21 protein-coding genes and 1 tRNA gene are annotated in these 23,841 nt (G+C 66.0%); 9 read left to right on the plus strand and 13 right to left on the minus strand.

The genetic code is table 11. The features are described 5' to 3' along the window. The coding region (locus tag ACO1P8_RS15550; RefSeq protein WP_486296792.1) for a hypothetical protein at positions 1–289 on the plus strand (289 nt) is incomplete at its 5' end. A gap of 45 nt (positions 290–334) precedes the next feature. Here ACO1P8_RS15550 and ACO1P8_RS15555 read toward each other — a convergent pair. Both ACO1P8_RS15555 and ACO1P8_RS15560 read right to left on the minus strand, forming a co-directional pair. After that, positions 335–423 (minus strand) — tRNA-Leu (locus ACO1P8_RS15555). 57 nt (positions 424–480) lie between these two features. Beyond that, entirely contained in the window at positions 481–1,509 is a 1,029-nt protein-coding gene (locus tag ACO1P8_RS15560; protein WP_486296793.1) for a LysR family transcriptional regulator, read from the minus strand. A 130-nt stretch (positions 1,510–1,639) separates the two neighbouring features. On the opposite strand from ACO1P8_RS15560, the gene ACO1P8_RS15565 reads away from it, so the two are divergent. From ACO1P8_RS15565 to ACO1P8_RS15580, 4 genes are all read left to right on the plus strand, one after another. Beyond that, a complete protein-coding gene (locus ACO1P8_RS15565; RefSeq protein WP_486296794.1) occupies positions 1,640–3,727 on the plus strand; it encodes a hydantoinase/oxoprolinase family protein in 2,088 nt (695 codons plus the stop codon). Further along, positions 3,724–5,388: a hydantoinase B/oxoprolinase family protein gene (locus ACO1P8_RS15570; RefSeq protein ID WP_486296795.1), complete on the plus strand. Its 1,665-nt coding sequence runs from the start codon at positions 3,724–3,726 to the stop codon at positions 5,386–5,388. The genes ACO1P8_RS15565 and ACO1P8_RS15570 overlap by 4 nt, the downstream gene beginning before the upstream one ends. A gap of 97 nt (positions 5,389–5,485) precedes the next feature. Continuing rightward, complete coding sequence (locus ACO1P8_RS15575) at positions 5,486–6,469, plus strand: Bug family tripartite tricarboxylate transporter substrate binding protein (RefSeq protein WP_486296796.1); 984 nt, start codon at positions 5,486–5,488, stop codon at positions 6,467–6,469. 16 nt (positions 6,470–6,485) lie between these two features. Further along, positions 6,486–8,015: an aldehyde dehydrogenase gene (locus ACO1P8_RS15580; protein ID WP_486296797.1), complete on the plus strand. Its 1,530-nt coding sequence runs from the start codon at positions 6,486–6,488 to the stop codon at positions 8,013–8,015. Between the two features lie 479 nt (positions 8,016–8,494). On the opposite strand, the gene ACO1P8_RS15585 is transcribed toward ACO1P8_RS15580, so the two are convergent. The 10 genes from ACO1P8_RS15585 to ACO1P8_RS15630 all read right to left on the minus strand — a co-directional run bounded on the left by ACO1P8_RS15585 (position 8,495) and on the right by ACO1P8_RS15630 (position 19,343). Then, positions 8,495–9,154 carry a DUF4396 domain-containing protein gene (locus ACO1P8_RS15585; RefSeq protein ID WP_486296798.1) on the minus strand — a complete coding sequence of 220 codons (660 nt, stop codon included), beginning with the start codon at positions 9,152–9,154 and terminating at the stop codon, positions 8,495–8,497. A 7-nt stretch (positions 9,155–9,161) separates the two neighbouring features. Then, positions 9,162–10,994 (minus strand): glycoside hydrolase family 15 protein, encoded by a 1,833-nt coding sequence (locus tag ACO1P8_RS15590; RefSeq protein WP_486296799.1) that lies wholly within the window; start codon positions 10,992–10,994, stop codon positions 9,162–9,164. Positions 10,995–10,999: 5 nt separating this feature from the next. Further along, entirely contained in the window at positions 11,000–12,001 is a 1,002-nt protein-coding gene (locus ACO1P8_RS15595; protein ID WP_486296800.1) for an SDR family oxidoreductase, read from the minus strand. A 42-nt stretch (positions 12,002–12,043) separates the two neighbouring features. Further along, a complete protein-coding gene (locus tag ACO1P8_RS15600) occupies positions 12,044–13,630 on the minus strand; it encodes a GMC family oxidoreductase (RefSeq protein ID WP_486296810.1) in 1,587 nt (528 codons plus the stop codon). Between the two features lie 46 nt (positions 13,631–13,676). Beyond that, complete coding sequence (locus ACO1P8_RS15605; protein WP_486296801.1) at positions 13,677–14,333, minus strand: gluconate 2-dehydrogenase subunit 3 family protein; 657 nt, start codon at positions 14,331–14,333, stop codon at positions 13,677–13,679. After that, positions 14,330–15,244 carry a hypothetical protein gene (locus ACO1P8_RS15610; protein ID WP_486296802.1) on the minus strand — a complete coding sequence of 305 codons (915 nt, stop codon included), beginning with the start codon at positions 15,242–15,244 and terminating at the stop codon, positions 14,330–14,332. The genes ACO1P8_RS15605 and ACO1P8_RS15610 overlap by 4 nt, the downstream gene beginning before the upstream one ends. A gap of 13 nt (positions 15,245–15,257) precedes the next feature. After that, positions 15,258–16,397 carry an enolase C-terminal domain-like protein gene (locus tag ACO1P8_RS15615; RefSeq protein WP_486296803.1) on the minus strand — a complete coding sequence of 380 codons (1,140 nt, stop codon included), beginning with the start codon at positions 16,395–16,397 and terminating at the stop codon, positions 15,258–15,260. Beyond that, a complete protein-coding gene (locus ACO1P8_RS15620; RefSeq protein ID WP_486296804.1) occupies positions 16,394–18,190 on the minus strand; it encodes a thiamine pyrophosphate-requiring protein in 1,797 nt (598 codons plus the stop codon). Before ACO1P8_RS15620 ends, ACO1P8_RS15615 begins: the two co-directional genes overlap by 4 nt. 321 nt (positions 18,191–18,511) lie before the next feature. Next, positions 18,512–18,823 carry a putative signal transducing protein gene (locus ACO1P8_RS15625; RefSeq protein ID WP_486296811.1) on the minus strand — a complete coding sequence of 104 codons (312 nt, stop codon included), beginning with the start codon at positions 18,821–18,823 and terminating at the stop codon, positions 18,512–18,514. A 22-nt stretch (positions 18,824–18,845) separates the two neighbouring features. After that, complete coding sequence (locus ACO1P8_RS15630) at positions 18,846–19,343, minus strand: DUF2165 family protein (RefSeq protein WP_486296805.1); 498 nt, start codon at positions 19,341–19,343, stop codon at positions 18,846–18,848. Between the two features lie 160 nt (positions 19,344–19,503). Between ACO1P8_RS15630 and ACO1P8_RS15635 the strand changes: the two genes are divergently transcribed. The 3 genes from ACO1P8_RS15635 (at position 19,504) to secG (ending at position 21,861) form a co-directional block, all read left to right on the plus strand. After that, positions 19,504–20,487 carry an NAD(P)H-quinone oxidoreductase gene (locus tag ACO1P8_RS15635; RefSeq protein WP_486296806.1) on the plus strand — a complete coding sequence of 328 codons (984 nt, stop codon included), beginning with the start codon at positions 19,504–19,506 and terminating at the stop codon, positions 20,485–20,487. Positions 20,488–20,626: 139 nt separating this feature from the next. Continuing rightward, positions 20,627–21,373: a triose-phosphate isomerase gene (gene tpiA / locus ACO1P8_RS15640; RefSeq protein ID WP_486296812.1), complete on the plus strand. Its 747-nt coding sequence runs from the start codon at positions 20,627–20,629 to the stop codon at positions 21,371–21,373. Positions 21,374–21,393: 20 nt separating this feature from the next. Continuing rightward, entirely contained in the window at positions 21,394–21,861 is a 468-nt protein-coding gene (secG, locus tag ACO1P8_RS15645; RefSeq protein WP_486296807.1) for a preprotein translocase subunit SecG, read from the plus strand. Positions 21,862–21,928: 67 nt separating this feature from the next. Here the strand turns inward: secG and ACO1P8_RS15650 are convergent, their stop codons facing one another. After that, entirely contained in the window at positions 21,929–22,825 is an 897-nt protein-coding gene (locus ACO1P8_RS15650) for a LysR family transcriptional regulator (protein ID WP_486296808.1), read from the minus strand. 147 nt (positions 22,826–22,972) lie between these two features. Between ACO1P8_RS15650 and ACO1P8_RS15655 the strand changes: the two genes are divergently transcribed. Further along, a partial coding sequence (locus tag ACO1P8_RS15655) for a tripartite tricarboxylate transporter substrate binding protein (RefSeq protein ID WP_486296809.1) occupies positions 22,973–23,841 on the plus strand: 869 nt, incomplete at its 3' end.

The following is a 23,841-nucleotide window of genomic DNA, read 5'->3' on the forward strand; positions in this document are numbered from 1 at the left end:
CAGGAACGGCAAGACCAGCCTCCACGCGCTTGATGGCTTCGATGATCTGGCTATCCGTAAATCTCGACTTCTTCATGCAGTAGAACTCCTCAATGAGAAAATTCTACTTCTGACCTCATCGCTTTTGCGGGGGGATTACCGACCTGCGCGCGAACCGTTCTTGTGCGGAGTAATCGATGCCATGGGGAGTGCTGTGCGTAAAAAATGGGGAGCACAGTGTACAAATCATGGCATCCGACGACAAATTCAGGTGGAATGCGGATGCGGTGCTTTCCACTTAGTTCCTTGATTTTCCGCGCCTTTCTAAAACGCGGAAAATTTTGGAAAGCCCTGGTGGTGCCCGAGACCGGAATCGAACCGGTACGGCCGATTAAAGCCGGAGGATTTTAAGTCCTCTGTGTCTACCAATTTCACCACTCGGGCATGCGCCATATCGGTGCAGGAACCGGATTGTACCTGCACCGACCCTGCGGAGCGCCCCTAGACCATGGACCCGGCGCGGGGAGGCCTGCGGGGAGGCGTCGGCGTGGCGGATGCCCGACTGTGGCGACGGCGGTACCAGTGCGGTTCCTCCGCGGCAACGTGTTGGGCGAGGTCTGGGGCGCGCTCCGTTTCCAGGCGTTGAAACAGACCCGTCAGGAACTCGATGAACAGGCGCACCCGGGGCAGCCGGCGCTGGTTGGAGCGATATAGCAGGTTGATCGGGGGCGCTTGCCGCGATTGCCAGTCGGTCAGGACCGGGACCAGCAGGCCGGCCTCCAATGGCTCGCGTATGGAAAGGTCGGTGAAGCGCGCGACGCCTTGGCCGGCGATTACCGCGTCGAGGATGACGTCCCGGTGGCTGCTGATCAGCCAGCCATTGACGGCGACCGCGTCGGTCTGGCCGTCGCGCTCGTGTTCCCAGTAATCGATGACGGTACCTTCGTGGTCGCGAAACAGCAGGCATTGATGCTGCGCCAAATCGGCGAGTGTGGCGGGCATTCCATGCGTTTCCCAGTATCGCGGGGATGCGCAGATCATCAGGCGCGTATCGGCCAGGTGGCGATGCACCATGCCGGGCTGCTTGGGCCAGCCGTACAGGACCAGGACCTCCGCCGCGTTGGCCTCAGGCGCCGTGACGCGGTCGATATTGCGGATATCGATCTGGATGTCCGGATAGCGCGCGTGGAATGCAGGCAGCGCGGGCAGGATGGAATGCTGCGAAAGAATCGGGGATGTGCCCAGTACCAGCGAGCCGCGCGGGCGCATCGCGCCGCTGCGCAAGGCTTCGTCAGCCGCGTCCATCTGTTCCAGCAGCGGCCGGCAGGCCGCCAGGTAATTGACGCCGTCGGAGGTCAGCGTCAGCCCCTGCACGGTGCGGTCGAAAAGGGCGACGCCCAGCCTTTGCTCCAGGGCGCCCACCAGCCTGGCCACGGCGGGCACGCTGACATTCAGGGCGCGCGCGGCGCCGGTAAAGCTGCGTTCGTTCGCCGCGGCAATGAAGTATTCCAACGCACGCAGCTTGTCCACCGGGCCCGCCCCTATTTATGGTGAGGAGACTGCATTAACAAAAGGTTAAAGCGGATTTTAGCAACGTGAGAATTCCTGACAGCAAGGGACCTCCCTAAGATTTCGCCATGGAAATCGACGGAGGAAGGCTGTGATAACCATAGGGAGCGATATCGGGGGCACTTTCACGGATTTCGTGGAAGTGAACGAAACCAGCGGCGCGGTGCGGGTCTACAAGACCTTGACCACGCCCGACGATCCGTCGCGCGCCATCGAGCAGGGGGTGGCTGCGCTGGCGGAGCAGCGCGAGCCGGATGCGGGTGCGGTGGACGTCATGGTGCACGGCACCACGCTGGTGATCAATGCGGTGATCGAGCGCAAGGGCGCCCGGACCGGTCTGATCACGACCCGCGGTTTCCGGGACGTGCTGGAGATCGGCCGCGAGAAGCGCTTCGATGCTTACGACCTGCAGATCGAGTATCCCTTGCCGCTGGTGCCCCGGTATCTGCGCACGGAGGTCGACGAACGGCTGCATGCGACGGGCGCCGTCCTGTCCCCGCTGGACGAATCCAGCGTGCGCAAGGCGGTGCAAAAACTGAAGGACGAGGGCTGCGAGTCGATCGCCGTTTGCCTCCTGCATGCCTATCGCGATCCTTCGCACGAACGCCGTGTGGGCGAGATCGTGCGGGAAATGATGCCGGGCTGTCCCGTCAGCCTGTCCAGCGACGTGCTGCCCGAAATGAAGGAGTACGAACGCACGACCACGACCGTGGTCAACGCCTACGCCAAACCGGTGGCGTCGCGCTACCTGTCGCGCCTGCAGCAGCGTTTGCGCGAAGAGGGCTTCCAGGGCGAAATGTTGATGATGATGTCCAGCGGGGGCATCAATTCGGTGGATTTCGCGCGCGAGTTCCCGGTGCAGGTTATCGAATCCGGCCCCGCCGCCGGCACGCTGGGAGCGGCCCATTTTGCCCGGCTTGCGGACCTGGACAAGGTGCTGGCCTTCGATATGGGCGGCACCACAGCCAAGCTGGCGCTGGTGGAGAACGGCCAGGCGACGCTGACCAATGATTTCGAGGTGGCGCATGTGCACCGGTTCAAGCCGGGTAGCGGTATACCGGTACGCATCTCGGTGGTGGATCTTATCGAGATCGGCGCGGGGGGAGGCAGCATCGCCCGGCGCACTCCGGTGGGCACCCTGCAGGTGGGACCCCAGAGCGCGTCGGCGGTGCCCGGGCCGGCGTGCTACGGCCAGGGCGGTACGGATCCGACGGTTTCGGATGCCGACCTGGTGCTGGGCTATCTGGATCCGGAACACTTCCTGGGTGGACGCATGGCGCTGGACAAGCCCGCCGCGGAGCGGGCCATCGACGCGACGCTGGCGGCGCCGCTGGGCATTTCCGTGGAGGATGCGGCATTCGGGGTGCACGCCATCGTCAACGAGAACATGGCCTCCGCGGCCAAGGCCTATGTCAGCGAGAAGGGCGAGAATCCGAAATCCTGCGCCCTGGTGGCCTTCGGCGGCGCGGGGCCGGTGCACGCCTGCGACCTGGCTGCTCGCCTGGGGATCCGTACCGTGTTGATTCCCCCCCGCGCCGGCGTGGCGGGGGCCTTCGGAATGATCGTGGCGCCGGTGATGTACGCGGCCGTGCGTTCGCGCCGGATGCTGCTCAAGGACCTGTCGGCGCAAATACTGGATGCGGTATGTGCGGAGATGTTCGAGGAATGCCGCGAACGGCTTCCCAGTACCGTCGACCCGGCGCGGATCGTCTACGAGTACAGCATCGATATGCGGTATCTGGGCCAGGGCTACGACGTGACGGCGACCTTCGCCCGGGAAGGCAGCCACGAGGCGGCGCTGGCGGCCATCCGGGCCTCGTTCGAGAACACCTATCGGCGGCTCTATGGTCGTGTTTTCGACGGCCTGCCGCTGGAAATCATGAACTTCCGCGTGACGGCCAGCGCCGAGCGCCGTGTCGCGTCGGCGACCGGTGCGGTCCGGGCCGTGGAGGGCGATGGGGAGATAGGCACCCGGCGAGCCTTCTGCACCCGCACCCGCAAGTGGATGGAATTTTCGGTGCACCGGCGGGCAGACATCGCGCCAGGGCGGCCGTTTCCCGGCCCGGCGATCGTGGAAGAAAACGAATCGACCACCGTGGTGCCCAGCGGCGCCCGTATCCAGGTGGACCCGCACGGCAGCCTGATCGTGGAACTTGCACACCAAGGGGAAGGAAAATGACCACGCAAAACCGCATTGATCCCGTCACCCTGGAGATGCTCTGGCGCCGCCTGATTTCCATCGTTGGCGAACTGGGCTCTACCTTGCGCCGCACCTCGTTCTCGACCGTGGTGCGCGATATCGGCGATTTCGGCTGCGCCGTCTTCGACGCCGAGGCGCGCCTGCTGGCGCAGACGCCGGCCAGTACGCCAGGCCTGTGCGGGCCGCTGGGCACGATGCTGCGCAACATCCTTGACCATTACCCCAAAGGCAGTTTCCAGGAGGGCGATGTCTTCATCGGCAACGATCCGTGGGCGGGCAGCGGCCATCACAACGACATCACGATCATGGTGCCGGTTTTCTTCGATGGCCGGCATATCGCCTACGTGGTGACGTGCTGCCATCACGTGGATATCGGCGGGCGCCGCGCCACCACGGAAAGCCGCGACAACTACGAAGAAGGCTTGCGCATCCCCATGCTCAAGTATTACCGCGAAGGCGTCCTGAATGCCGACGTGCAGGCCTTCATCGCCGCCAACGTGCGCTCGCACGAAACCGTGCTGGGAGACCTGCAGGCGCAGGTCTCTGCCTGCCACGTGGGCGGCGAGCGTTTGCGCGACGTGTGCGCCGAGATGAACTGGCCGGACTTGCAGGGGCTGTCCGACGAAATCGTCGAGCGCAGCGAGACCGTTACCCGCGAGGAGATTCGGCGGCTCAAGCCGGGCGTCTATCGCCATGAGGCCAAGATCGATATCGTGGGCGGCGAAATCGTGACCATCCACACGGCCGTCACCATTGCGGACGGCCGCATCGTCGTGGATTTTTCGGGATCCTCCGCGCAGGTCAAGCCGGCCATCAATTGCACGCTTGCCTATACCTCGGCATACACGTACTTCGGTGTGTTGTGCATGCTGAACCTGCCGGTCTCCATCAACGAGGGTACCTTGCGGCCGATCACCATCGTGGCGGAAGAGGGCAGTGTGCTCAACTGCACCTTCCCGGCGCCGGTTTTCGGGCGGACCGCCATCGGGACCTTCCTGCCCGACCTGGTGTACCAGGCTGTCGCGCCTGGCGCGTCCGACCGTATTTGCGCGGGCGCGGGGGCGACGCCGATGTGGGGCCAGTACATGTTCGGCAAGCGCCGCGACGGCGAGAATTTCGCGCCGTTCAACGTGTCCAGCGGTGGCCTGGGCGCGCGGGCCGCCAAGGATGGCGTTTCCTGCCTTGCCTTTCCCTACAACGTGGGCAATACACCGGCCGAGGTCATCGAAAGCGAGGTGCCGATGATCGTCGAGGAGCGTTCGCTGTGGGAGGATTCCGCCGGTCCCGGGATGTTCCGTGGCGGCTTCGGCCAGAGGTACGTCCTGCGCCTGCTGGACGGGGATGTCGGCCCGGTGGGCGATGTGCTGGCGAGTTTTCGGGGCGGCCGTTTCGTGTATCCGCCGGAAGGTGTGCTGGGCGGCGGCAGCGCGCCCTGCGGCTACCTGTCGATACGCGGCACCCGCGAGGATGCCGGAAGGCAGGTAACGTTGCGTGCCGGCGATCGCATCGTCAGCCACATTCCAGGCGGGGGCGGCTACGGCGACCCGAAGGCGCGCAGCCGGGATAGGGTCGAAGAAGATTTGAAGAACGGGCTGATCACGCCCGAGCATGCGAGGCAGTTCTACGGTTACGCGACATAAGGCGTGGTGGCGCGCAGGCGGGCTCCGATGGAGCCCGCTTTCGTGCCTGGACAAGCAGGCCTGCCGGCCATCAATCGACGTCAAGGGGAGTAGAAGCATGAAAGGATTTACCTGGAAGCGCACTATCTCGATCATGGGCACTGCGCTCGCCCTGCATTGCGTGGCGCCCGCATCGGCGGCGTATCCCGATCGTCCCATCAAATTGGTGGTGCCGTGGACCGCCGCGGGCACGGTAGACATGGTGGGTCGCGCGCTGGCCGAAAAACTGTCCGACAAACTGGGCCAGCCGGTGATCGTCGAGAACAAGCCCGGCGCCACGGGACAGATCGGTTCCAGTGCGGTGGCGCGCGCCGAGCCGGATGGCTACACGCTGTTGCTGATGTCCGCCACCGTGCATACGGTCTCGCCCAATCTGAAGCGGAATTTTCCCTTCGATCCGATCGATGGCTTCACGCCCATTTCGGAAGTGGTGTCGTTTCCGTACGTGATGGTTGTGTCCTCGGAAAGCCCTTACAAGTCCGTCGCGGACTTGGTGAAGGCGGCGAAGGAGAAGCCGAACGCGATTTCATACGGGTCGTTCGGGCCGGGCAGCGGGCCGCACCTGATCAGCGAGCTGTTCGCCCTGTCCACGGGCACGAAGTTATTGCATGTGCCCTACAAGGGCGCGGCACCGGCGATCGCCGACGTGATGGGAGGGCAGGTCACGTTCTTCATCGATTCCCTGCCTTCGCCTTTGGGACAGGTCAAGGGCGGCCGCTTGCGCGCGCTGGCGGTAACGACGCTGGAGCGTTCTCCCACCGTGCCGGACGTACCCACCATGTCCGAGACCTTGCCCGGCTTCGAGGCGATCGCGTGGCTGGGCGTGGCCGCGCCGCCCGATACGCCGCGCGACATCGTGATGAAGCTGCATCGCGTCCTGACCGAGATATCGAAGGACGGCGCCTATGGCGACAAGCTGCGTGCCGTGGGCCTGCAGCCGGTCGCCAGCAAGAGCCCGGAGGCCTTCCGCACGTGGCTGCTGGCCCAGAAGCAGTATTGGGGGGATGTGGTCCGCAAGGCGAATATCCCCATGGTCGAATAACCCGGAGACGATCCAGATGAATGACGCACCTTCCACGCAGGAATCGGCTGGCCTGCGCACGCGCCCCTACCGAGCCTATCGGATGTTGATCGCGGGCGAGCAGGTGGATGCCGCGGACGGGCGCACCTTCGAAAGCATCGATCCCTACACGGGGCAGGGCTGGGCAAGCGCGCCCGCCGCCACGGCCGGCGACGTGGATCGGGCGGTGATCGCGGCGCGCCAGGCATTCGAACAAGGCGAATGGGCACGCGCCACACCCGCCTACCGCGCACGATTGCTGCGCAAGCTGGGTCAACTGATCGAGGGGGACGTCCAGGAGCTGGCCAATGTGCAGGTGCTGGAGAACGGCAAGCTTATCCGGGAGGTGCTGGGACAGACGCGCGCGCTGGCTTCGTACTGCTATTACTTCGCCGGCGCCGCGGAATTGATCCATGGCGAAACCATCCCCCTCAGCGTGCCCGACATGCTGAACTTCACGGTGCGCGAGCCCATCGGCGTCATCGCGGCCATCACCCCGTGGAACAGCCCGCTGTCCCTGCTCTTCTGGAAACTGTGCCCAGCCCTGGCCGCCGGCAACACGGTGGTCATCAAGCCATCGGAGATCACGCCGATCTCCACGCTGCTGCTGGCGGAGATGTTCGAGGCGGCAGGCTTCCCCGCGGGTGTGATCAACGTCGTGACCGGCGATGGCGCTGTCGGCGCGGCACTGGCCCGCCACCCGGACGTGGCCAAGATCGCGTTCACCGGCTCTACCGCGGTTGGAAAGAAGATCGCCACGACGGCCGCCGAGCGGCTGGCACGCGTGTCGCTGGAGCTGGGCGGCAAGTCGCCGAATATCATTTTCGAGGATGCCGATCTGGACAGCGCCCTGAACGGCGTGCTCGCCGGTATTTTCGCGGCGACGGGGCAGACCTGCCTGGCCGGCTCGCGCGCCCTGGTACATGCCGATATCCATGATGCTTTCGCCGAACGGCTGATCGCGCGTACCGGTCAGATCAAGGTCGGCGACCCGCTCGATCCCGAAACGGAAATGGGCACGCTGGCCTGCCGCGCGCAATATGACAAGACCCGGCACTGGATCGACGTCGCACGGGAAGACGGAGCGACGCTGCTATGCGGCGGCAAGCCGCCGCCCGACCCGTCGCTTGCCAACGGCTTCTTCATCGAGCCGACGATCTTCGGCGGCGTGCGCAACGATATGCGCATCGCCCAGGAAGAGGTGTTCGGCCCGGTGCTTTGCCTGATCCCGTTCAAGGATGAGGAAGAGGCGGTACGGATTGCCAACGATACGCGGTATGGGTTGGCCGCGGGCGTCTGGACGCGCGATGTCAAGCGCGCGCACCGCATGGCGGCCCGCGTGCGCGCGGGCACGGTCTGGATCAATACCTACCGGCGCACCAACTGGGCCACCCCGTTCGGCGGCATGAAGGAAAGCGGCATCGGGCGGGAGAACGGCCTGCACGCCATTTACGAGTTCACCGAAACCAAGAGTGTCTGGATCGATACGGGCGCGGGCATCAAGGACCCCTTCAACCCGCGCGCCTAGCGTCCCGGGGAAATCCGATACAATCCCGCCCGTGGAAGGTTGGCAGAGTGGTTGAATGCACCGGTCTTGTTCAATCGAGCGCCCTTGGGGAAACCCGGGGGATGTAAGGAGTCAAATTCGGCGAAGCCCCTGGAGCCATCCGAGGTAACGCCGAGCGAAGATCGATGCGGGGACGACGGTTCCAACGGCCCTCCCCGGATCCGGTGAATGGGTGCGAACCCACCGCGGATTCAACGCATCGATAACGTGTAGAGACTTGACGGCTCCCACCTAACGCCCTGTTCCATCCCAGGGCCATGGTGAAGGCAAAGTCCAGACCCGCAAACAGGCAAGACCTGGTGGCGAAAGCCATAGGGGTAAGGAAAACCGGCGGGGCTTCACGGCCCTCGTGAGTTCGAATCTCACACCTTCCGCCATCGGCACGGGCCATCGGTTCCGGCACCGGGCCTGCTCCGGCGCGAATACCGATGCAACGGACATCACATCCGCTCCTTGATACCACGGCGGATCAGCCACCAGTTCACGGGATAGGTGGTGCCGAAGCCGACAATCATTGCGATCTGCATCATGAACCAGTAGCTGGCCTGGGTGGGTTTCAGGTCCGGATACACCGCCGTGCGCAACGCCATCCAGGCGAACATGCCGATTTCGTACGCGACCAGGGATACGGTGTCGATCTTGACGGCGGCCCACAGGCCTTGCGCCACGCCGAGGTGCCGCATCGGCGCGACCGAGAAATACTGGAAGGCGATACCCAATACATAGGCGAACGCGAAGCCGGCGGCGATCTTGCCTCCCAGCTCCGACCCGAATAGGGTCAAGGCGGCAAGGAAAGCGATCCAATCGCCGATGAAGTCGCCCAGCGCGCAGCCGGCACCGCAATGCGAGGCGCCCTTGAATACCGCTTGCCACATCGGCGGCTTTCCGCCGGACCCGCTGTCCGGGTGTGCCCGCCCGAACCAATAGTAGGCGGCGAGTCCCACGGGCCCCCAATAAAGCATGGTCAGCGGCCACACCGCTTCCATCACCTTCATGGGCTGCCGGTGGCCTCGCGCATAGATGTCGATCAGGGTCCAGGCGGCACTGAACAGGCAAAGGCCGATGTAGACGACCGCGATGCGATGCAAGAGAGTGTGCATGATGATCTTATGGCTCCTGGTGTGCGTCCGCGTCTTGTACGGCGAAGCAGGCATGGACCAGCGCGACATGGGATAGCGCCTGGGGGAAATTTCCCCACATGCGCCCCGCGGCGGGGTCGTATTGTTCGGCCAGCAGGCCCAGATCGTTGCGCAAAGCCAGCACGCGTTCGAGGAGCTCGCGCGCTTCTCGGCGTCGTCCCTGCATCGCGCGTACCTGCACCAGCCAGAGGCTACAGGCGATAAAGGCGTTGTCCTTGCCCGGCTGGCCATCCCGCAGGCTGGACGGACGGTAGCGATACAGCAGGCCGTCATGGATGAGATCGCTTTCGATGGCGCCGATGGTGTTGGCGACGCGCGCATCGTCCGCCGGCAGGAAGCCGGTCAGGGGAATCATCAGCAGGCTGGCGTCCAATTCCTCGCCGCCGTAGCTCGACGTGAACCGTTCGCGTCGTGGATCCATGGCGCGCTCCAGCACGTCGCGGCGAATGCGCGCGGCCAGCGCTTCCCAATCCTGCAACGGCGCGTCGTTGCCATATTCGCGCGCCGAGCGCATCGCGCGATCCACCGCGGCCCAGAGCATGACCTTGGATGTGGTGAAGTGGCGACGCTCCCCACGGATCTCCCAGAAGCCATTGTCCGGCTCGTGCCAGATCCTGGCGATGTGATCGACCAGACGTTTTTCGAGTTCCCATGATTGCGCATCCGGCGGCAGGCCGTGCTCGCGGCTGACGTACAGCGCGTCGAGCACTTCGCCGTAGATATCGAGTTGCAGCTGGTCGGCCGCGCCATTGCCGAAGCGGACGGGCCGGGACCCGGCATATCCGGCCAGCCAGTCGCATTCCCACTCCTTCATGGCGGGTTGGCCGCTGACGTCGTAGAGCACGCGCAGCTGGGCCGGATGATTCGAAATCGCGCCGACCAGCCAGTCGCGCCACGCGGCCGCCTCGTCGCGGTAGCCGCCGCGCACCAGCGCCAGCAAGGTGAAGCTGGCATCGCGCAGCCAGCAATAGCGGTAATCCCAATTCCGGGATCCGCCGGGCGCTTCGGGCAGCGAGCTGGTCGGCGCGGCAGCCAGCCCCCCGCTGCGTATGCTTGCCAGTGTTTTCAGCACCGCCAGCGACTGCTGGATGGCCGGGGCATATGGCCCCTGTACGCGGCTATCCGCATGCCAGGCGCGCCACGACTGGACGGTGTCGCGCAGCTGCGCGCCGACGTCCACCGGCGCCGGCGCGGGAGACCGGGCGGGCCGGCATCCGAGGACGAAATCGCGCTGGGAACCCGCCGCCAGATGGAAAACGCCGCGCACGAAGCCGTCGCCGGTCTCCAGGCCGTCCCCGCCTTCCAGCCAAACCAAATGTTCTTCGCCGAAATGCCACGTGGCGGTTTCGCGCGACGCACCGGCGGCATGCGCGGCGGCCCGGGACAGGCTGGCGGCCGATGAGCCGGCTGCCAGGACGGCGGGGGATCGCCCGTACTCCTGGCGGATGTTCAGCATGAATTCCAGCCGGACTCGACCGCGCGCGCACTGTACCCGGCGCATGAGCAGCGGCGGGTCTCTGTTCCAGGCCATCCAGTCCAGCAGCACGGCTTCGCCCTCGGCGGTGGCGATGCGCGTTTCCAGGACCATGGTGTCGGGCAGATAACGGCGTCCTGTCGCCGTCACCGCCTCTTGCGGCGCAATGCGCCAGCAGCCGTTGGCCTGGTCGCCCAGCAGGGCGGCGAACACGGCATCTCCGCCGAATGTCGGCCAGCACAGCCAGTCGATCGCGCCGTCCCTGGCAACCAGCGCGGCGCTGGCACCGTCGCCCAGCAACGCGTAGTCCTCGATGCGTCCGGCCATGGCGCTCAGCGCTTGGACAGCGCAGCCCAGAGCAGGCCGCCCAGCGCCAGGCCCGCGCCCAGCATGGACGCACGATGGGTGGAGGCCCACAGGGCGGGGCTGCAGTTTTGCGACCGTTCGTCGAACGAGCCATGTGTGGAATGCAGGCGGGGCACCGGTTGCCACAGGTTGGATGCGCGTGGCGGCGGGGCCAGCGGTTGTCGGCGCTGGGCGGCGTAGTTCGTACGGGCCAGATATCTGTCCAGGAGCCCGGGGAAGAACTTATTGGCGACGATGGCCTTGATGGCGGGCATGCCGACATACAGCTCGCGGCGCCGATGGCGCGCGGCCCAGACGATGGCGCGCGCCGCGACTTCCGGCTGGAAAATGGGCGGTACCGGCTGGGGCGCGTAGGGCATGTGGCATTCCGCCCAATCGAACTGCGGCGTGTTCAATGCGGGCATTTGCACCATGGTGACGTGGACGCGGCTGCGATCGTGCATCAGTTCGCTGCGCAGTGAATCCGTGAAGCCGCGCACGCCATGCTTGGCGCCGCAATAGGCCGATTGCAGGGGGATGGCGCGGTACGCGAGGGCGGATCCGACCTGTACGACGGTGCCGTGGTCGCGCGGCCGCATATGGCGCAGGGCCGCCATCGTGCCGTAGACCTGGCCCAGGTAGGTGACTTCGGTTACCCGCGCGTATTCCTCCGGCGTCAGCCTGGAGAGCGGCGAGAATACGGTCAGCATGGCATTGTTGACCCATACGTCCATGGGACCGAGTTCAGTCTCCACCTGTTCCGCGGCGCGGTCCAACGCCTTGGCGTCGGCGACGTCGACGGCGATGGGCAGGGCGCGGACGCCCAGCTCGCGGACCTCCCGCGCGGTCGCTTCGAGCGCCTCGGCGTCGCGGGCCAAAAGCGCAACGTCGGCGCCCTGGCGTGCGAATTCCAAAGCGGCCGCGCGGCCGACACCGGCGCTGGCCCCGGTGATGACGACGGTGTGGATGCTGTGCTTGCGATGCGGCATGGGAAGTCCTCCGGCCGGATGGTTAGAGTCGATTTGGCGGCGCTATAGCTCGCCTCTGGCGGCCAGCGCGGAGATGCGGTCCGCGGTACGGCAGGCGATGGCCTGGATGGTCAGCGATGGGTTCACACCGCCCACTGTCGGAAAGACCGATCCGTCGCAGATCCAGAGATTCGGGATGTCCCAGCTGCGGCAGTCGGCGTTCACCACGCTGTTGTCGGGCCGGTCGCCCATGCGCACGGTCCCGTGCAGGTGCGCCGTATCGTCCGTTTCGTTCCAGATATCCCGCGCGCCGGCCGCGTCCAGGGCCTTGCCCATGAAGTCCAGGGCATGGGCGATCAGGCGCTTGTCGTTGTCGCACCAGGAATACGTCACACGGGCAATGGGCAGGCCGTACTGGTCTTTTTCCTCCGCCAGCGTGACCTGGTTGCGTTCCTGCGGCAGCATTTCGCCGACGATTTTCAGGCCGACCTGGTGGTTGTAGCGCTGCATGGCGCGCGTCAACGCATCGCCCCATAGCCCCCGTCCGTTCAAGGTGGAAGCCCAGGCCACGGGCAGCGGGCCCTGGCTCATGTAGCAGTAGCCGCCGAAGAAGTCCTTGCCTTTGTCGGTGTAGTTCCAGTGTTCGGTCATCGCCAGGGATGGCGGGCCTTTGTAGGCGCGCACTTCATAATCCATGTCGCCCCACACGGCCTGGTTCGACTGCGCCATCAGATATTTGCCCACCAGGCCCGAGCTGTTTGCCAGACCGTGGGGGAAGCGGTCGGTGGCGGAATTCAGCAGCAGGCGCGGTGTTTCGATGGCATAGCCGGCCACGACCACGTTGCGCGCCTTCTGGAATCGCCATTTGCCCTCGCGGAAATACGAGACGCCCGTCGCACGGCCGGCGGGGCTGGTTTCAATCCGGCCCGCCATGGCCAGGTCCCGGATTTCGGCGCCTGCCTTGACGGCGCGCGGGATCCAGGTGACCAGCGCGCTTTGCTTGGCATTGGTGGCGCAGCCGGATACGCAGAAACCCCGGTACACACAGGGATGCGCCTGCCCGCGCGGCGCGGAAAGCGTGGCCAGCGGCGTGGGCGACCAGTCGATGCCCAGGGCGTCGGCCCCGCGGGCCAGGACCAGCGCGGCCTCGTTCAATTGATGCGCGCGATAGGGGTAGCGTGGGCGCCGGGGACCCCATGGATACGTCACAGGGCCGGCAATCTTCAGGGCATTTTCCACTTGCGCGTAGTAGCGCCACATTTCGCGCCAGTCGATCGGCCAATCGGCCCCGTAGCCCAGCAGGCTGCGCGATTTGAACCATTCCGGCCGGAAACGCAGCGAAACCATGGCGAAATGCACCGTGCTGCCACCCACTGCTTTGCCGCTATTGTTGTTGCCCAGCTTCAGCGGGTTATCTCCGTCGCAGATGCGTTCGTCGGTCCAGAACAGCTTGTTCTGGTGCGCTTCATCGGACGCGAACTCTTCCAGTGGCCGCCACCATGCGCCGGCATCCAGGGCCACGACGGTGAAGCCCAGTTCGGACAAACGGCAGGCCAGGGTACCGCCGCCCGCGCCGGTGCCCACGATCAGGAAATCGACTTCGTCGTCGTCGCGGTACTCGCGCATGGGTATCCATGCGCCGGGGCGCATCACGTCCGGCGCCTGGCCTTGCTTTCCTCGCGGGGTATGCAGTGCTTCATCGAACACGCTGGTTCTCCTTGCGTGTGCGTGCTTCATGGCCGGGACGCGTCTCGCGCGGTTCCCAGGGGTCGCGGCGGTCGGAGATCAGGCGCACGTAGCCGCGTGGGTTGGCGGGACCGCCGAAGCCGATCTCGCTCCAGGCATGGGGGTGGGCGTAATACAGGCCGCAAAGGTCGTGCAGCACGCGCTCGGCGAAGAATAGGGCCGACGGCATGCCGCGCCAGGCGGGGTCGCGCAGGTCGCCCAGTTGCGCGCGGTGCAGCAGGGCGTTGCGCGCTTCCGGGGTCAGGCTGGCGAAGGGCAGGGCATGGCGTGCGCGGCTTTCCGCGTCCAGGGCGCAGAGCCCGCGCCGCCATGCCTCGCGCATCGGCGGCAGGCGTGCATCGCGGTAGCCGTCGCCGGGCGTCGAGGCGTGCAGCTTGGCATCGAGCAAGGCGGCGAGCGGGACGTACGTGTGCCCGTCCCGTTGCGGGAGGATGCAGTCGCACAGTGCCCGCAACGCCGGCCATTCAACGGCGCTGAAGAAGCGCGGCTCGCTGGGCGTGGACAGACGTTGCTCGACGACCCCGCGCGTGATGCGGTCCCACGATGGCGTGTCGCGCTTGCGCAGGACATCGTAGCCGGGGTAAAGGGTATCGACGCGTGCGGTCATCGGTCTTTCCTGCGCAGACGCAGCGCCGCCAGACCGGCAAGCGCCAGGGCGGAGAAGCCCGGTGGGGCCGGCAAGGGCGGCCCGGCAAAGACATTCTGGCTCCAGTTGCGCCAGCCGCCCTGGCGCCGCGCGATTCCACGCGCGTGGAAGGCCGCGCCGACGAAACCCAGGGCGGTAGTCAGCCGCAGCCAAAGCTTCGTCCAGGGGCGTTCGCGCGGCGTGGCGACGGCCGCGTTCACCAGCATGGCGGCGGCGATGGGCGGTAAGGTAACGGGCGCGTACATGGCGCGATGCTGGAATGCACCGCGAAAGTGCAGCAGCCCGGCTTCCATGACGGTACCGGCCAGGCCGATGCCGGTCAGCAGCGCCAGCGCGCGGCCTGCCGGCATGCCCGCCATGCGCGGATCGCTGCCGTCGGCATCGCGCAATCTTTCCCCGAACATGCCCAGCGCCCCGGCGGCGAACAGCGCGCCGGGCGCGCCCAGCGGCGCGGCGTGGAATAGATTCTCCCACCGGAAGCCACCGGGACGTTTGCCGACGTTGTATAGATGAAAGGCCGCGCCCGCTGCGCCCGTGGCGCCTGCCGCGACGTAGACGGCGTGTCGCACGGGATGCCGGCGCGCCTTGCCGTCGTTGCCACCATGCAGGCTGGCCAGCAGCGTCAACGCCGACGAAAGCAGCGGCGCGAACATGGCGGGATTCTCGAAGCTGCCGCGGTAATGCTCTATCGCGCTGTCGCTCAGCACGGAAAAGGCCAACAGGCTGGCGCTGTGGTTGCAATCTCGCGCCGCCTCTACGTGGGCGGGAAGTTCTGCCCTCCGGGCGCGCGCGCGGTTGGCGGAGAGCGCCGCGACGGCGAAACCCGCCAGGGTGCACCCCAAGGCGGCCGCGCGGTATCCATTTGCCGGCATTGTTTCCTCCTTCCTACGAGACCGCGTAGCGGCCTGCATCGCGGTGCTTGAACGTCAGTCCGCAGCCCGGCCTGGATACGTCCGGCCTGATCGTGCCGTCGTGAACACGGGGCACGCCGTCGAACAGCATGTCCTCGATGCGCACATGATCGTGAAACCATTCCTGGTGAACCAGCGGCTGCGCCGCGCAGGCGACGTGCAGATGCAACGCCGGCGCGCAATGCGCGGATAGCGGCACCTGCATGGCCTCGCACAGTGCCGCGGTCTTCAAAAAACCGGTGATGCCCCCGCAACGCGAGGCGTCCGCTTGCAGTACGTCCACCGCGTCGGCCTGCAGCAGGCGGCGGAAATCCGCCGCCGTGTAGCCGTACTCGCCGGCGGCGATGTCCATGCCGGCGGGGCCGTGCCGCTTCAGCAGGCGCAAGCCTTCCGTGTCTTCGGATGAGACGGGCTCCTCGAACCAGGCCACGCCATGTTCGGCATAGCGCCGCGCGTAATGCAGCGCCGCCTTGGCATGGAACGCGCCGTTGGCATCCACGAACAGGCCCGCGTCGCCGATGGCGCGGCGGGCCACGCGCAGGCGCTCCAGGTCGCCCTCGGGGTCGCGGCCCACCTTGATCTTGACCCACCGGCAGCCCTGGTCTTTCCACATCCGCAATTGTTCGCGCATCCGGCCGTCGGAATAAGTGGTAAATCCCCCGCTGCCGTAGACCGGCACGCTGTCGCGCACGGCGCCCAGCAGGCGCGCCAGCGGCATATCCAGGATCCGCGCCTTGACGTCCCAGAGGGCGGCGTCGATCGCCGAGATGGCGGTGGACGCGATGCCGGCGCGTCCCAGGTTGCGCACCTCCCGGTACATGCATTGCCACAGACCTTCGATATCCATGGCGTCGCGGCCGATCAGCCGCGAGGCGAGGGTTTGCTGTATCAGGCGCGCCGCCGACGAGTCGGTATAGGTATAGCCAATGCCGGTTTTGCCGCCCGCATCGACTTCCACCACGATGATCGTGGTGGCGTCCCAGGCCAGCGTCCCGTCGGCTTCGGGCTCGTCCGTGGGAATGGTGTACGCGTGGGCGCGCAAGGCATGGATAGGCACCTCGTCCGCAGCAAAGGACGGGTCCGGGATGCCATGGCGGTCATCCAGGGCCGTCATTTGTCCTTGTTCCCGGGCAATACGCTGCCGAGCACCTGCTTGGCGGTATTCAGCAGCACATGACCCTGGTCGGGGTCGCCCTTGATCAGCGTGCTGGCAAATGCCTTGGCCTGGGCCAGCGTAATGTGCGGCGGCAGCGGCGGCACGTTGGGATCGCTTTTGACTTCGATCACCACCGGGCGGTCCGAACCCAGTGCCTGATCCCACGCCGCACCCATCGCCGCGGCGCTGTCGACATAGATGCCGCGCAGGCCGATGGACTCGGCGAACTGGTGGTAGGGCACGGAAGGAATCGTCTGCGACGCCTCGAACTTGGGGTCGCCTTCCATCACGCGCTGTTCCCAGGTCACCTGGTTCAGGTCGGAGTTGTTCAGGACCATGCAGATCCAGCGCGGGTCGCTCCACCGCTTCCAGTACTTGGACACCGTGATCAGTTCGGCCATGTTGTTCATCTGCATGGCGCCATCGCCGACCAGCGCGATGACGGGGCGGTCGGGGTAGGCGAACTTGGCGGCGATGGCGTAGGGGACGGCGGCGCCCATCGAGGCCAGTCCGCCCGATAGCGAACACATCATGCCGCGCTGCACCTTCAGATCGCGCGCGTACCAGTTGGCGACCGAACCGGAGTCGCTGGTAACGATGGCATTGGAAGGAACGCGCGGCGATAGCTCCCAGATCGTCCGTTGCGGATTGACGCCGCCTTCGGCGTCGGCCAGGGCGCGTTCCTCCAGCTTCTTCCACCAGTCGGAGGTCCATCCCTCGATGGACTTGCGCCACGCCGTATCGGTGCGCGGCTGCAGCAGCGGCAGCAATTCGCGCAGGGTGTCCGCGCTGTCGCCGACCAGGTTCACTTCCATGGGGTAGCGCAGGCTTAGCATGTCCGGCTTGATATCGATCTGCACCCCGCGCGCCTGGCCCTCTTTCGGCAGGAACTCCGAGTACGGGAAGCCTGAGCCGATCATCAGCAGCGTGTCGCACTCCGTCATCAGCTTGTAGCTGGGCTCCGTGCCCAGCAGGCCGATGGATCCGGTCACCCACGGCAGATCGTCGGGCAGGGCGGCCTTGCCGAGCAAGGCCTTGGCCACGCCCGCTCCCAGTTTGTCCGCGATCGCGATGACTTCATCGGTGGCGTGCAGGGCGCCTGCGCCCACCAGGATGGCCACTTTCTTGCCGGCATTCAACACCTCGGCCGCGCGGCGCAGGTCTTCCTGCTGCGGCACGACGCGCGGCGCGCTGTAGCCTACGCCCGAATGCACCGTGCCATGTTGGCGCCCGGGCGCTTCGTAAGGCAGGTCCTGCAGGTCGTTGGGCAAAACGAGCGCGGTCACCAGCTTCTGGCCCAGCGCGGTACGCACCGCGCGGTCGACCAGGTGGCGTACCTGAGCAGGCACGCTGGCCTGTTGCACGAAGCCGCCCGCCACATCCTTGAACATCGACACCAGGTCCAGCTCCTGCTGGTAATGGCCGCCCAGCGCCGCGCGCGCCTGCTGCCCCGTGATGGCGAGGACCGGCATATGGTCCATGCGGGCGTCGTACATGCCGGTGATCAGATGCGAGGCGCCGGGGCCGGATGTGGCGATGCATACGCCCAGCTCGCCGGTGAACTTGGCGTGCGCGGATGCCATGAAGGCGGCCATCTCCTCGTGGCGCGCCTGGATGAATTCGATCTTTTCCCTGGCCCGGTTCATTGCGCCGAAGACGCCGTTGATGCCGTCCCCGGGGTAGCCATAGATACGCCGCACGCCCCATGCGTACAGGCGTTCGACGATGAAGTCTCCGACAGTGGCTGACATGGCGTTGCCTCCAGGATTGCGAACGTCTCCTGCCGTGGCATGCCGTACGTCCGCGTGATTGGTGTGGGCAGCGGGGCCTCGAAAAGCGGATGCGCTTTGCCCGATGCTTGGATTGCGTCGGTCCAGCAAGACTTGTACCCATGAAGGCATGCCCGCGCACATGTCGCGCGCGCTCAGCGCCTTGTAAGCAACGCGCGCGTGGACAGCGGTTGAAATGTCGCCCGATCGTCGCGGATGGCGGGAGATGTCGGTGTTGTTCCAATGAGGAATGTTCTTCGCCGGCGTGAAGAAGCATTCCAGGGCAGGCGTGACCGCGGTGCCTCAGCCGTCCTTCGCGGCCCCGCATTGCCAGCACAGCGTGAACTGCGGCTCCGACCACTCGCCGCAGGATACGCAGCACCATTGCGCCCAGGACTGTCCGGGCTCGCGCCATGTCCCTTCGATGACCCGCCTGGCCAGGTCGAGATCGGCTTCCCGTTCGAGCCAGATCTCCGGCCCGCATTGATCGGCGGGGATTTCGCCCATCGCACCCAGTAGGTATCGGTTATGCAATTCGCAGGCAATACGCGCCTGCTCCAGCAGGTTGATCCAATGCTGGGCGATCAGCAGGTTCGGCGCGCGTATCAGGCGGATCATGGGCCGATATCGAGACGGATTACTGCAGCTCTGCGTCGGGCTGCATCAGGAAGATCAAAACGGCCATCAGGGTCATATAGAAATGAAAGGCGCTTTCCTGGCCGTTCCATTGCTGCGATTGCCACATGGAAAACCATTCGCCGCCGATGACCATGAAGCCGAAGAACCAGATCCCGAAACCGAGGGCCGCGCCGACGATGCCGGGCGCCTTGGCACGCTGGAAGCTGGCAGCCGGGCCGCGGGCGTTGGCCAGCAGGCGGGCGGCGCACAGGAGAAAGCACAGGCCCATCGCGATCTCGGCCGCGATAATGCCGAGATAGCCGGCGGTCTGCAGGGCAGGGGTGGTGATGGCGCGCCACTTCAGCGCGTTGTCGGGAAAGACGGTGTCCATGCTGAGCACATGCCGGACGAATGCGTCGTTGGACGGGTAATCGATGATATTGTCGATGCCGACCAGCAGGCCGAAAGCGGCCAGTCCCAGAACCATGAACGCCTTGGTGTAGCGGGCTGCGATCATTGCGGTGTCCCTTTCCCTGGATGCCTGTTCGTGCGCCCGCCCGGCGAAGCCGCTTCCCGTGGCGGATGGCTGGCAGGCATGATAGATCAAAGCGGTATCGCGTTGATGAGCTGGCGGCGCGATAATGCGGGTTTTCGTCCAGGATCAAGAGGAGCCATTCATGCTCGCCGTTGAAATCTCCCGCCCCGGCGGACCCGAAGTGCTCGTTCCCGTCCAGCGCCCGACTCCCGAGCCTGGCCCCGGCGAGGTGCTGGTGAAGGTGTCGGCGGCCGGCGTCAATCGCCCCGACACCTTCCAGCGCAAGGGCAGCTATCCGCCGCCGCGCGGGGCATCCGATCTTCCCGGGCTGGAAATCGCCGGCGAGATCGTCGGCGGCGACGCGGCCCAGGGCGGCTACGCCATCGGCGACAAGATCTGCGCGCTGGTCGCCGGCGGCGGCTACGCCGAATACTGCGTGGTCCCCGTGCAGCAGTGCCTGCCCATACCCTCCGGCCTGTCCGAGATCGAAGCGGCCGGCCTGCCTGAAACCTATTTCACCGTCTGGACCAACGTGTTCGACCGCGGCCGCCTGGCTGCCGGCGAAAGCCTGCTGGTTCACGGCGGGGCCAGCGGTATCGGCACCACCGCCATCCAGCTGGCCAGCGCCATGGGCCACAAGGTCTATGCCACCGCGGGCAGCGACGAACGCGCGCGCGCCGTAGAGAAACTGGGGGCTGCGCGCGGCATCAACTACCGCGACCAGGATTTCGTCAAGGAAGTGCTGGACGCCACGGGCGGCGCCGGCGTCAATGTGATCCTGGACATGGTCGCGGGTGACTACATCGCCCGCGACATCCAGTGCCTGGCCGACGAAGGCCGCATCGTCCTGATCGCCACCCTGGGCGGTAACCACGGCAATGTGGACTTCGGCCAGGTCATGCGCCGCCGCTTGACCATCACGGGCTCCACCCTGCGCCCGCGTCCCGTGGCGTTCAAGGCCGACATTGCCAACAGCCTGCGCCAGAAAGTGTGGCCCTTGCTGGAAAACGGCAGCATCAAGCCCATCATTCACGCCACTTTTCCCCTGGAAGAGGCCGCCAAGGCCCACGCCATGATGGAAGCCGGCGAGCAGATCGGGAAGATCATCCTGACGGTAAAGGGCTAAGTCGGGCCGCGGAGCCGTCCCCCTGGACGGCCCTGGCCCGAAATTCCCTAAACGCGATACAATCGCGGGTTTGACCCGGATCCGGATCCCACCAGCCATGAGCACAGACGATCGCCGTCACACGCCCGCCGCCTCTTCGATGCCCGCTGGCGCCGCGCGCGCGCGCCTGGTGCTGGGCAATTGGAAGATGCATGGCAGCCTGGCGGAAAACGCCGCATTGCTGGATGCCCTGCGCGCACGCGCCGGGGCGGGAACCTGCCAGATGGGCGTCTGCGTGCCGTTTCCCTATCTGGCGCAAGCCCAATCCCTGCTCGACGGCAGCGCCGTTTCCTGGGGCGCGCAGGACGTCAGCGTGCATGACAAGGGCGCCTATACTGGCGAAGTCTCCGCCGCCATGCTGAAGGATTTCGGCTGCCGCTGGGCACTCGCCGGCCATTCCGAACGCCGCGCCATGCACGGCGAAACGGATGAACTGGTCGCTGAAAAGGCCAGGACGGCCCTGGCCGCCGGCCTGACCCCTGTCGTTTGTGTCGGCGAAACGCTGGCCGAACGCGAAGGCGGCAATACCCTGGGCGTCATCGAGCGCCAACTGGAACCCGTGCTGGCGCTGGGCGCCCAATCGCTGATGCACCTGGTCCTTGCCTACGAGCCCGTATGGGCCATCGGCACGGGCCGGACCGCCACGCCGGAACAGGCGCAGGAAGTGCACGGCGCCATCCGCGTCGCGCTGCGCGGCCTGGACGTGCCGCAGGTTCGTATTCTCTATGGCGGCAGCGTCAAGGCCGCCAATGCCGCCGAGCTTTTTGCCATGCCGGACATCGACGGCGCCCTGGTGGGCGGCGCGTCGCTGGTGGCCGATGAATTCCTGCGCATCGCCGCAATTTGAGTTTCCGTCTGGAGTAAGTAATGTCTTTGATGCTTTCCGCGCTGATGATCGTGCAGGTGCTGTCCGCACTGGCCATCATCGTTCTCGTCCTGCTGCAGCAAGGCAAGGGCGCCGATATGGGCTCTGCCTTCGGGAGCGGCTCCGCCGGCAGCCTGTTCGGCGCTTCGGGCGCGGCAAACTTCCTGTCGCGCACCACGAAGTGGGCGGCCGTGGTGTTCTTCGCGACGACGGCCGGGTTGGCGTATGTGTCGCACAAGGGTGCGCAGCCGGGCCCGGTCGATACCGGCGTAATGCAGGGATACCAGGCGCCCGCCGACAAGTCCGTGCCGCAGCCGCCGGGCGGTGCCGCCGTACCGGCCGCGCCGCGTGGCGACGCCTCCGTGCCGGGTGCCGTACCGTCGGCGCCCGCCCCCGCGACGACGGCACCGGCCAAGCCGAATGCTGCGGTGCCCCAGGCGCCCGCTGCGCCGGCGACCCCCGCCAAGTAAGTAAAAGCCGTCCGGCAGTTGTCGGCGCCACTCCAAAGGCCGTCCGGCAGCCGTCGGCGGCCATCGCTCAAATCGCGCCCGCGCCGACCAGCGCTTCCCGTAGTCCCGGTACCGCAGGGTTGTTGTCGTCCTTGCGGTAGGCGACATACAGGATGGATCGGGGCAGTACCTTGGCCTTCAAGGGCAGGTAGCGCACCCCCCGCGGCCTCAGGTCGCTGATGGACGCGGGCACCACCGCCACGCCCACGCCGGCCTCCACCGGCGTCAGCAGGGTGGGCAGCAGGCTTTCCATGATGATGTTCGGCGCAACGCCGTTCGCGCTGAACAGATCGTTCAGCAAGGCATGGAAGTATTCCGACTTGGCGCGCACGAAACCGACCAGCGGCAGGTCCGCGAGTTCCGTAATATCGATGTCATCGTGCCCGGCCAAGGGGTGATGCGCGGGCAAGGCCACCACCAGCGGTTCGCTATCGATGGGCTCCATCCGCAGGTCGTCGTCGACCAGGTTCTCGTGGCGTCGCGTAATGGCGATATCCAGGCGGTCCTGGCGCAGTAGCGCGTGCAGTTGCGCGGTATCGGCTTCGACCATGGACAGATGCACGCCCGGGTGGCGCTGGTGATAGATGCCCACCGCGGCAGGGACCAGCCGGTACGCGGCGGTGGGCGTGAACCCGATGCGCAGCAGTCCTGCTGCGCCGATCGCCACGCGGCGCGCCGCCGTGACGGCCGCATCGCCATCGTCCATCAGCCGCTGCAGCGCGTCGCGCAATGCCAGGCCCGCCGCCGTCAGCCGGACGGTGCGCGTCGAGCGCTCGATCAACGGCACCCTGATTCTTTCCTCGAACAGGCGCACTTGCTGGCTTAGCGGCGGCTGGCTGACGTGCAGGCGCTGCGCGGCGCGGCCGAAATGCAGTTCTTCCGCGACCGCCATGAAGGCGATCAGCTGACGGGAAAAGAGCGCCATGGGGAATCCGGAATCCGCGAGTGATTGAGACGATTTTCGTATCAAGGATCGCATAATTTTATATTGGATATATGAATCGCCTTTTCCTACGATGGCGGGACATCGCGCGGAGTCACCGCGCATGCCAACCCGCCACAGGGGATTCCTATGTTCATCCGTAAACGCGGCTTGGCGGCCTTGGCCGCCGGCCTGGCGCTGGCCCTGGCCGGCACGTCCGCCGTTCGCGCGCAGGCGCCCGCTTATCCCAGCAAGCCGATACGGCTGATCGTGCCCTTCGGACCGGGCAGCGTCACCGACCAACTGGCACGGATCGTCGCCTCCGGCCTGGCGGAACGCCTGGGGCAATCGGTGGTGGTAGAGAACAAGGCAGGCGCGGGCGGCAATATCGGCGCCGGCTTCGTGGCCGAAAGCGCGCCCGACGGCTATACCTTGTTGATGGGGGCGGCCAGCACCAATGCCATCAACCCCAGCCTGTACACGAACCTGAAATTCGACCCGATGAAGGACTTCGTCCCCGTCGCCAACGTCGCGTCGGTGACCAACGTCCTGGTCGTTAATCCGCAGGTGAAGGCGCGCAGCGTCAAGGCCTTGATCGAAGAGCTCAAGACCAACAACTACAGCTATGCGTCCGGCGGCGCCGGCGGCAGCCAGCACTTGTCGGCCGAACTCTTCAAGAGCATGTCCAAGACCGACATGGTGCACATCCCCTACAAAGGCGGCAGCGAGCCCTTGCCCGATCTGATGAGCAATCGCGTGCAGCTGATGTTCTGCAACTTGCCCGTGTGCCTGCCGCATATCCAGGCCGGCAAGCTCGTGGCCCTGGGCGTGACATCCACGCAGCGCTCGCCGCTATTGCCCGATGTGCCGACGATCGCCGAGTCCGGCCTGCCGGGTTATTCCGTGGACGGCTGGTTCGCCCTGTTCGCGCCCGCCAAAGTGCCGGCCGACATCGTCGCGCGCCTGCACGACGAGACCGCCAAAGTCCTGGCCACGCCCGCGACCATGGAGCAGATCCG

This window comes from Bordetella sp. (assembly GCF_057362025.1).

What these genes read in the sequence shown, in the direction of transcription:
- secG (WP_486296807.1), top strand. Translation starts at nt 21,394, where the DNA reads ATGTCTTTGATGCTTTCCGCGCTGATGATCGTGCAGGTGCTGTCCGCA.
- ACO1P8_RS15600 (WP_486296810.1), bottom strand. Translation starts at nt 13,630, where the DNA reads ATGCGCCCCGGCGCATGGATACCCATGCGCGAGTACCGCGACGACGAC.
- ACO1P8_RS15605 (WP_486296801.1), bottom strand. Translation starts at nt 14,333, where the DNA reads ATGACCGCACGCGTCGATACCCTTTACCCCGGCTACGATGTCCTGCGC.
- ACO1P8_RS15620 (WP_486296804.1), bottom strand. Translation starts at nt 18,190, where the DNA reads ATGTCAGCCACTGTCGGAGACTTCATCGTCGAACGCCTGTACGCATGG.
- tpiA (WP_486296812.1), top strand. Translation starts at nt 20,627, where the DNA reads ATGCCCGCTGGCGCCGCGCGCGCGCGCCTGGTGCTGGGCAATTGGAAG.
- ACO1P8_RS15615 (WP_486296803.1), bottom strand. Translation starts at nt 16,397, where the DNA reads ATGACGGCCCTGGATGACCGCCATGGCATCCCGGACCCGTCCTTTGCT.
- ACO1P8_RS15650 (WP_486296808.1), bottom strand. Translation starts at nt 22,825, where the DNA reads ATGGCGCTCTTTTCCCGTCAGCTGATCGCCTTCATGGCGGTCGCGGAA.
- ACO1P8_RS15580 (WP_486296797.1), top strand. Translation starts at nt 6,486, where the DNA reads ATGAATGACGCACCTTCCACGCAGGAATCGGCTGGCCTGCGCACGCGC.
- ACO1P8_RS15570 (WP_486296795.1), top strand. Translation starts at nt 3,724, where the DNA reads ATGACCACGCAAAACCGCATTGATCCCGTCACCCTGGAGATGCTCTGG.
- ACO1P8_RS15635 (WP_486296806.1), top strand. Translation starts at nt 19,504, where the DNA reads ATGCTCGCCGTTGAAATCTCCCGCCCCGGCGGACCCGAAGTGCTCGTT.
- ACO1P8_RS15585 (WP_486296798.1), bottom strand. Translation starts at nt 9,154, where the DNA reads ATGCACACTCTCTTGCATCGCATCGCGGTCGTCTACATCGGCCTTTGC.
- ACO1P8_RS15590 (WP_486296799.1), bottom strand. Translation starts at nt 10,994, where the DNA reads ATGGCCGGACGCATCGAGGACTACGCGTTGCTGGGCGACGGTGCCAGC.
- ACO1P8_RS15610 (WP_486296802.1), bottom strand. Translation starts at nt 15,244, where the DNA reads ATGCCGGCAAATGGATACCGCGCGGCCGCCTTGGGGTGCACCCTGGCG.
- ACO1P8_RS15575 (WP_486296796.1), top strand. Translation starts at nt 5,486, where the DNA reads ATGAAAGGATTTACCTGGAAGCGCACTATCTCGATCATGGGCACTGCG.
- ACO1P8_RS15630 (WP_486296805.1), bottom strand. Translation starts at nt 19,343, where the DNA reads ATGATCGCAGCCCGCTACACCAAGGCGTTCATGGTTCTGGGACTGGCC.
- ACO1P8_RS15595 (WP_486296800.1), bottom strand. Translation starts at nt 12,001, where the DNA reads ATGCCGCATCGCAAGCACAGCATCCACACCGTCGTCATCACCGGGGCC.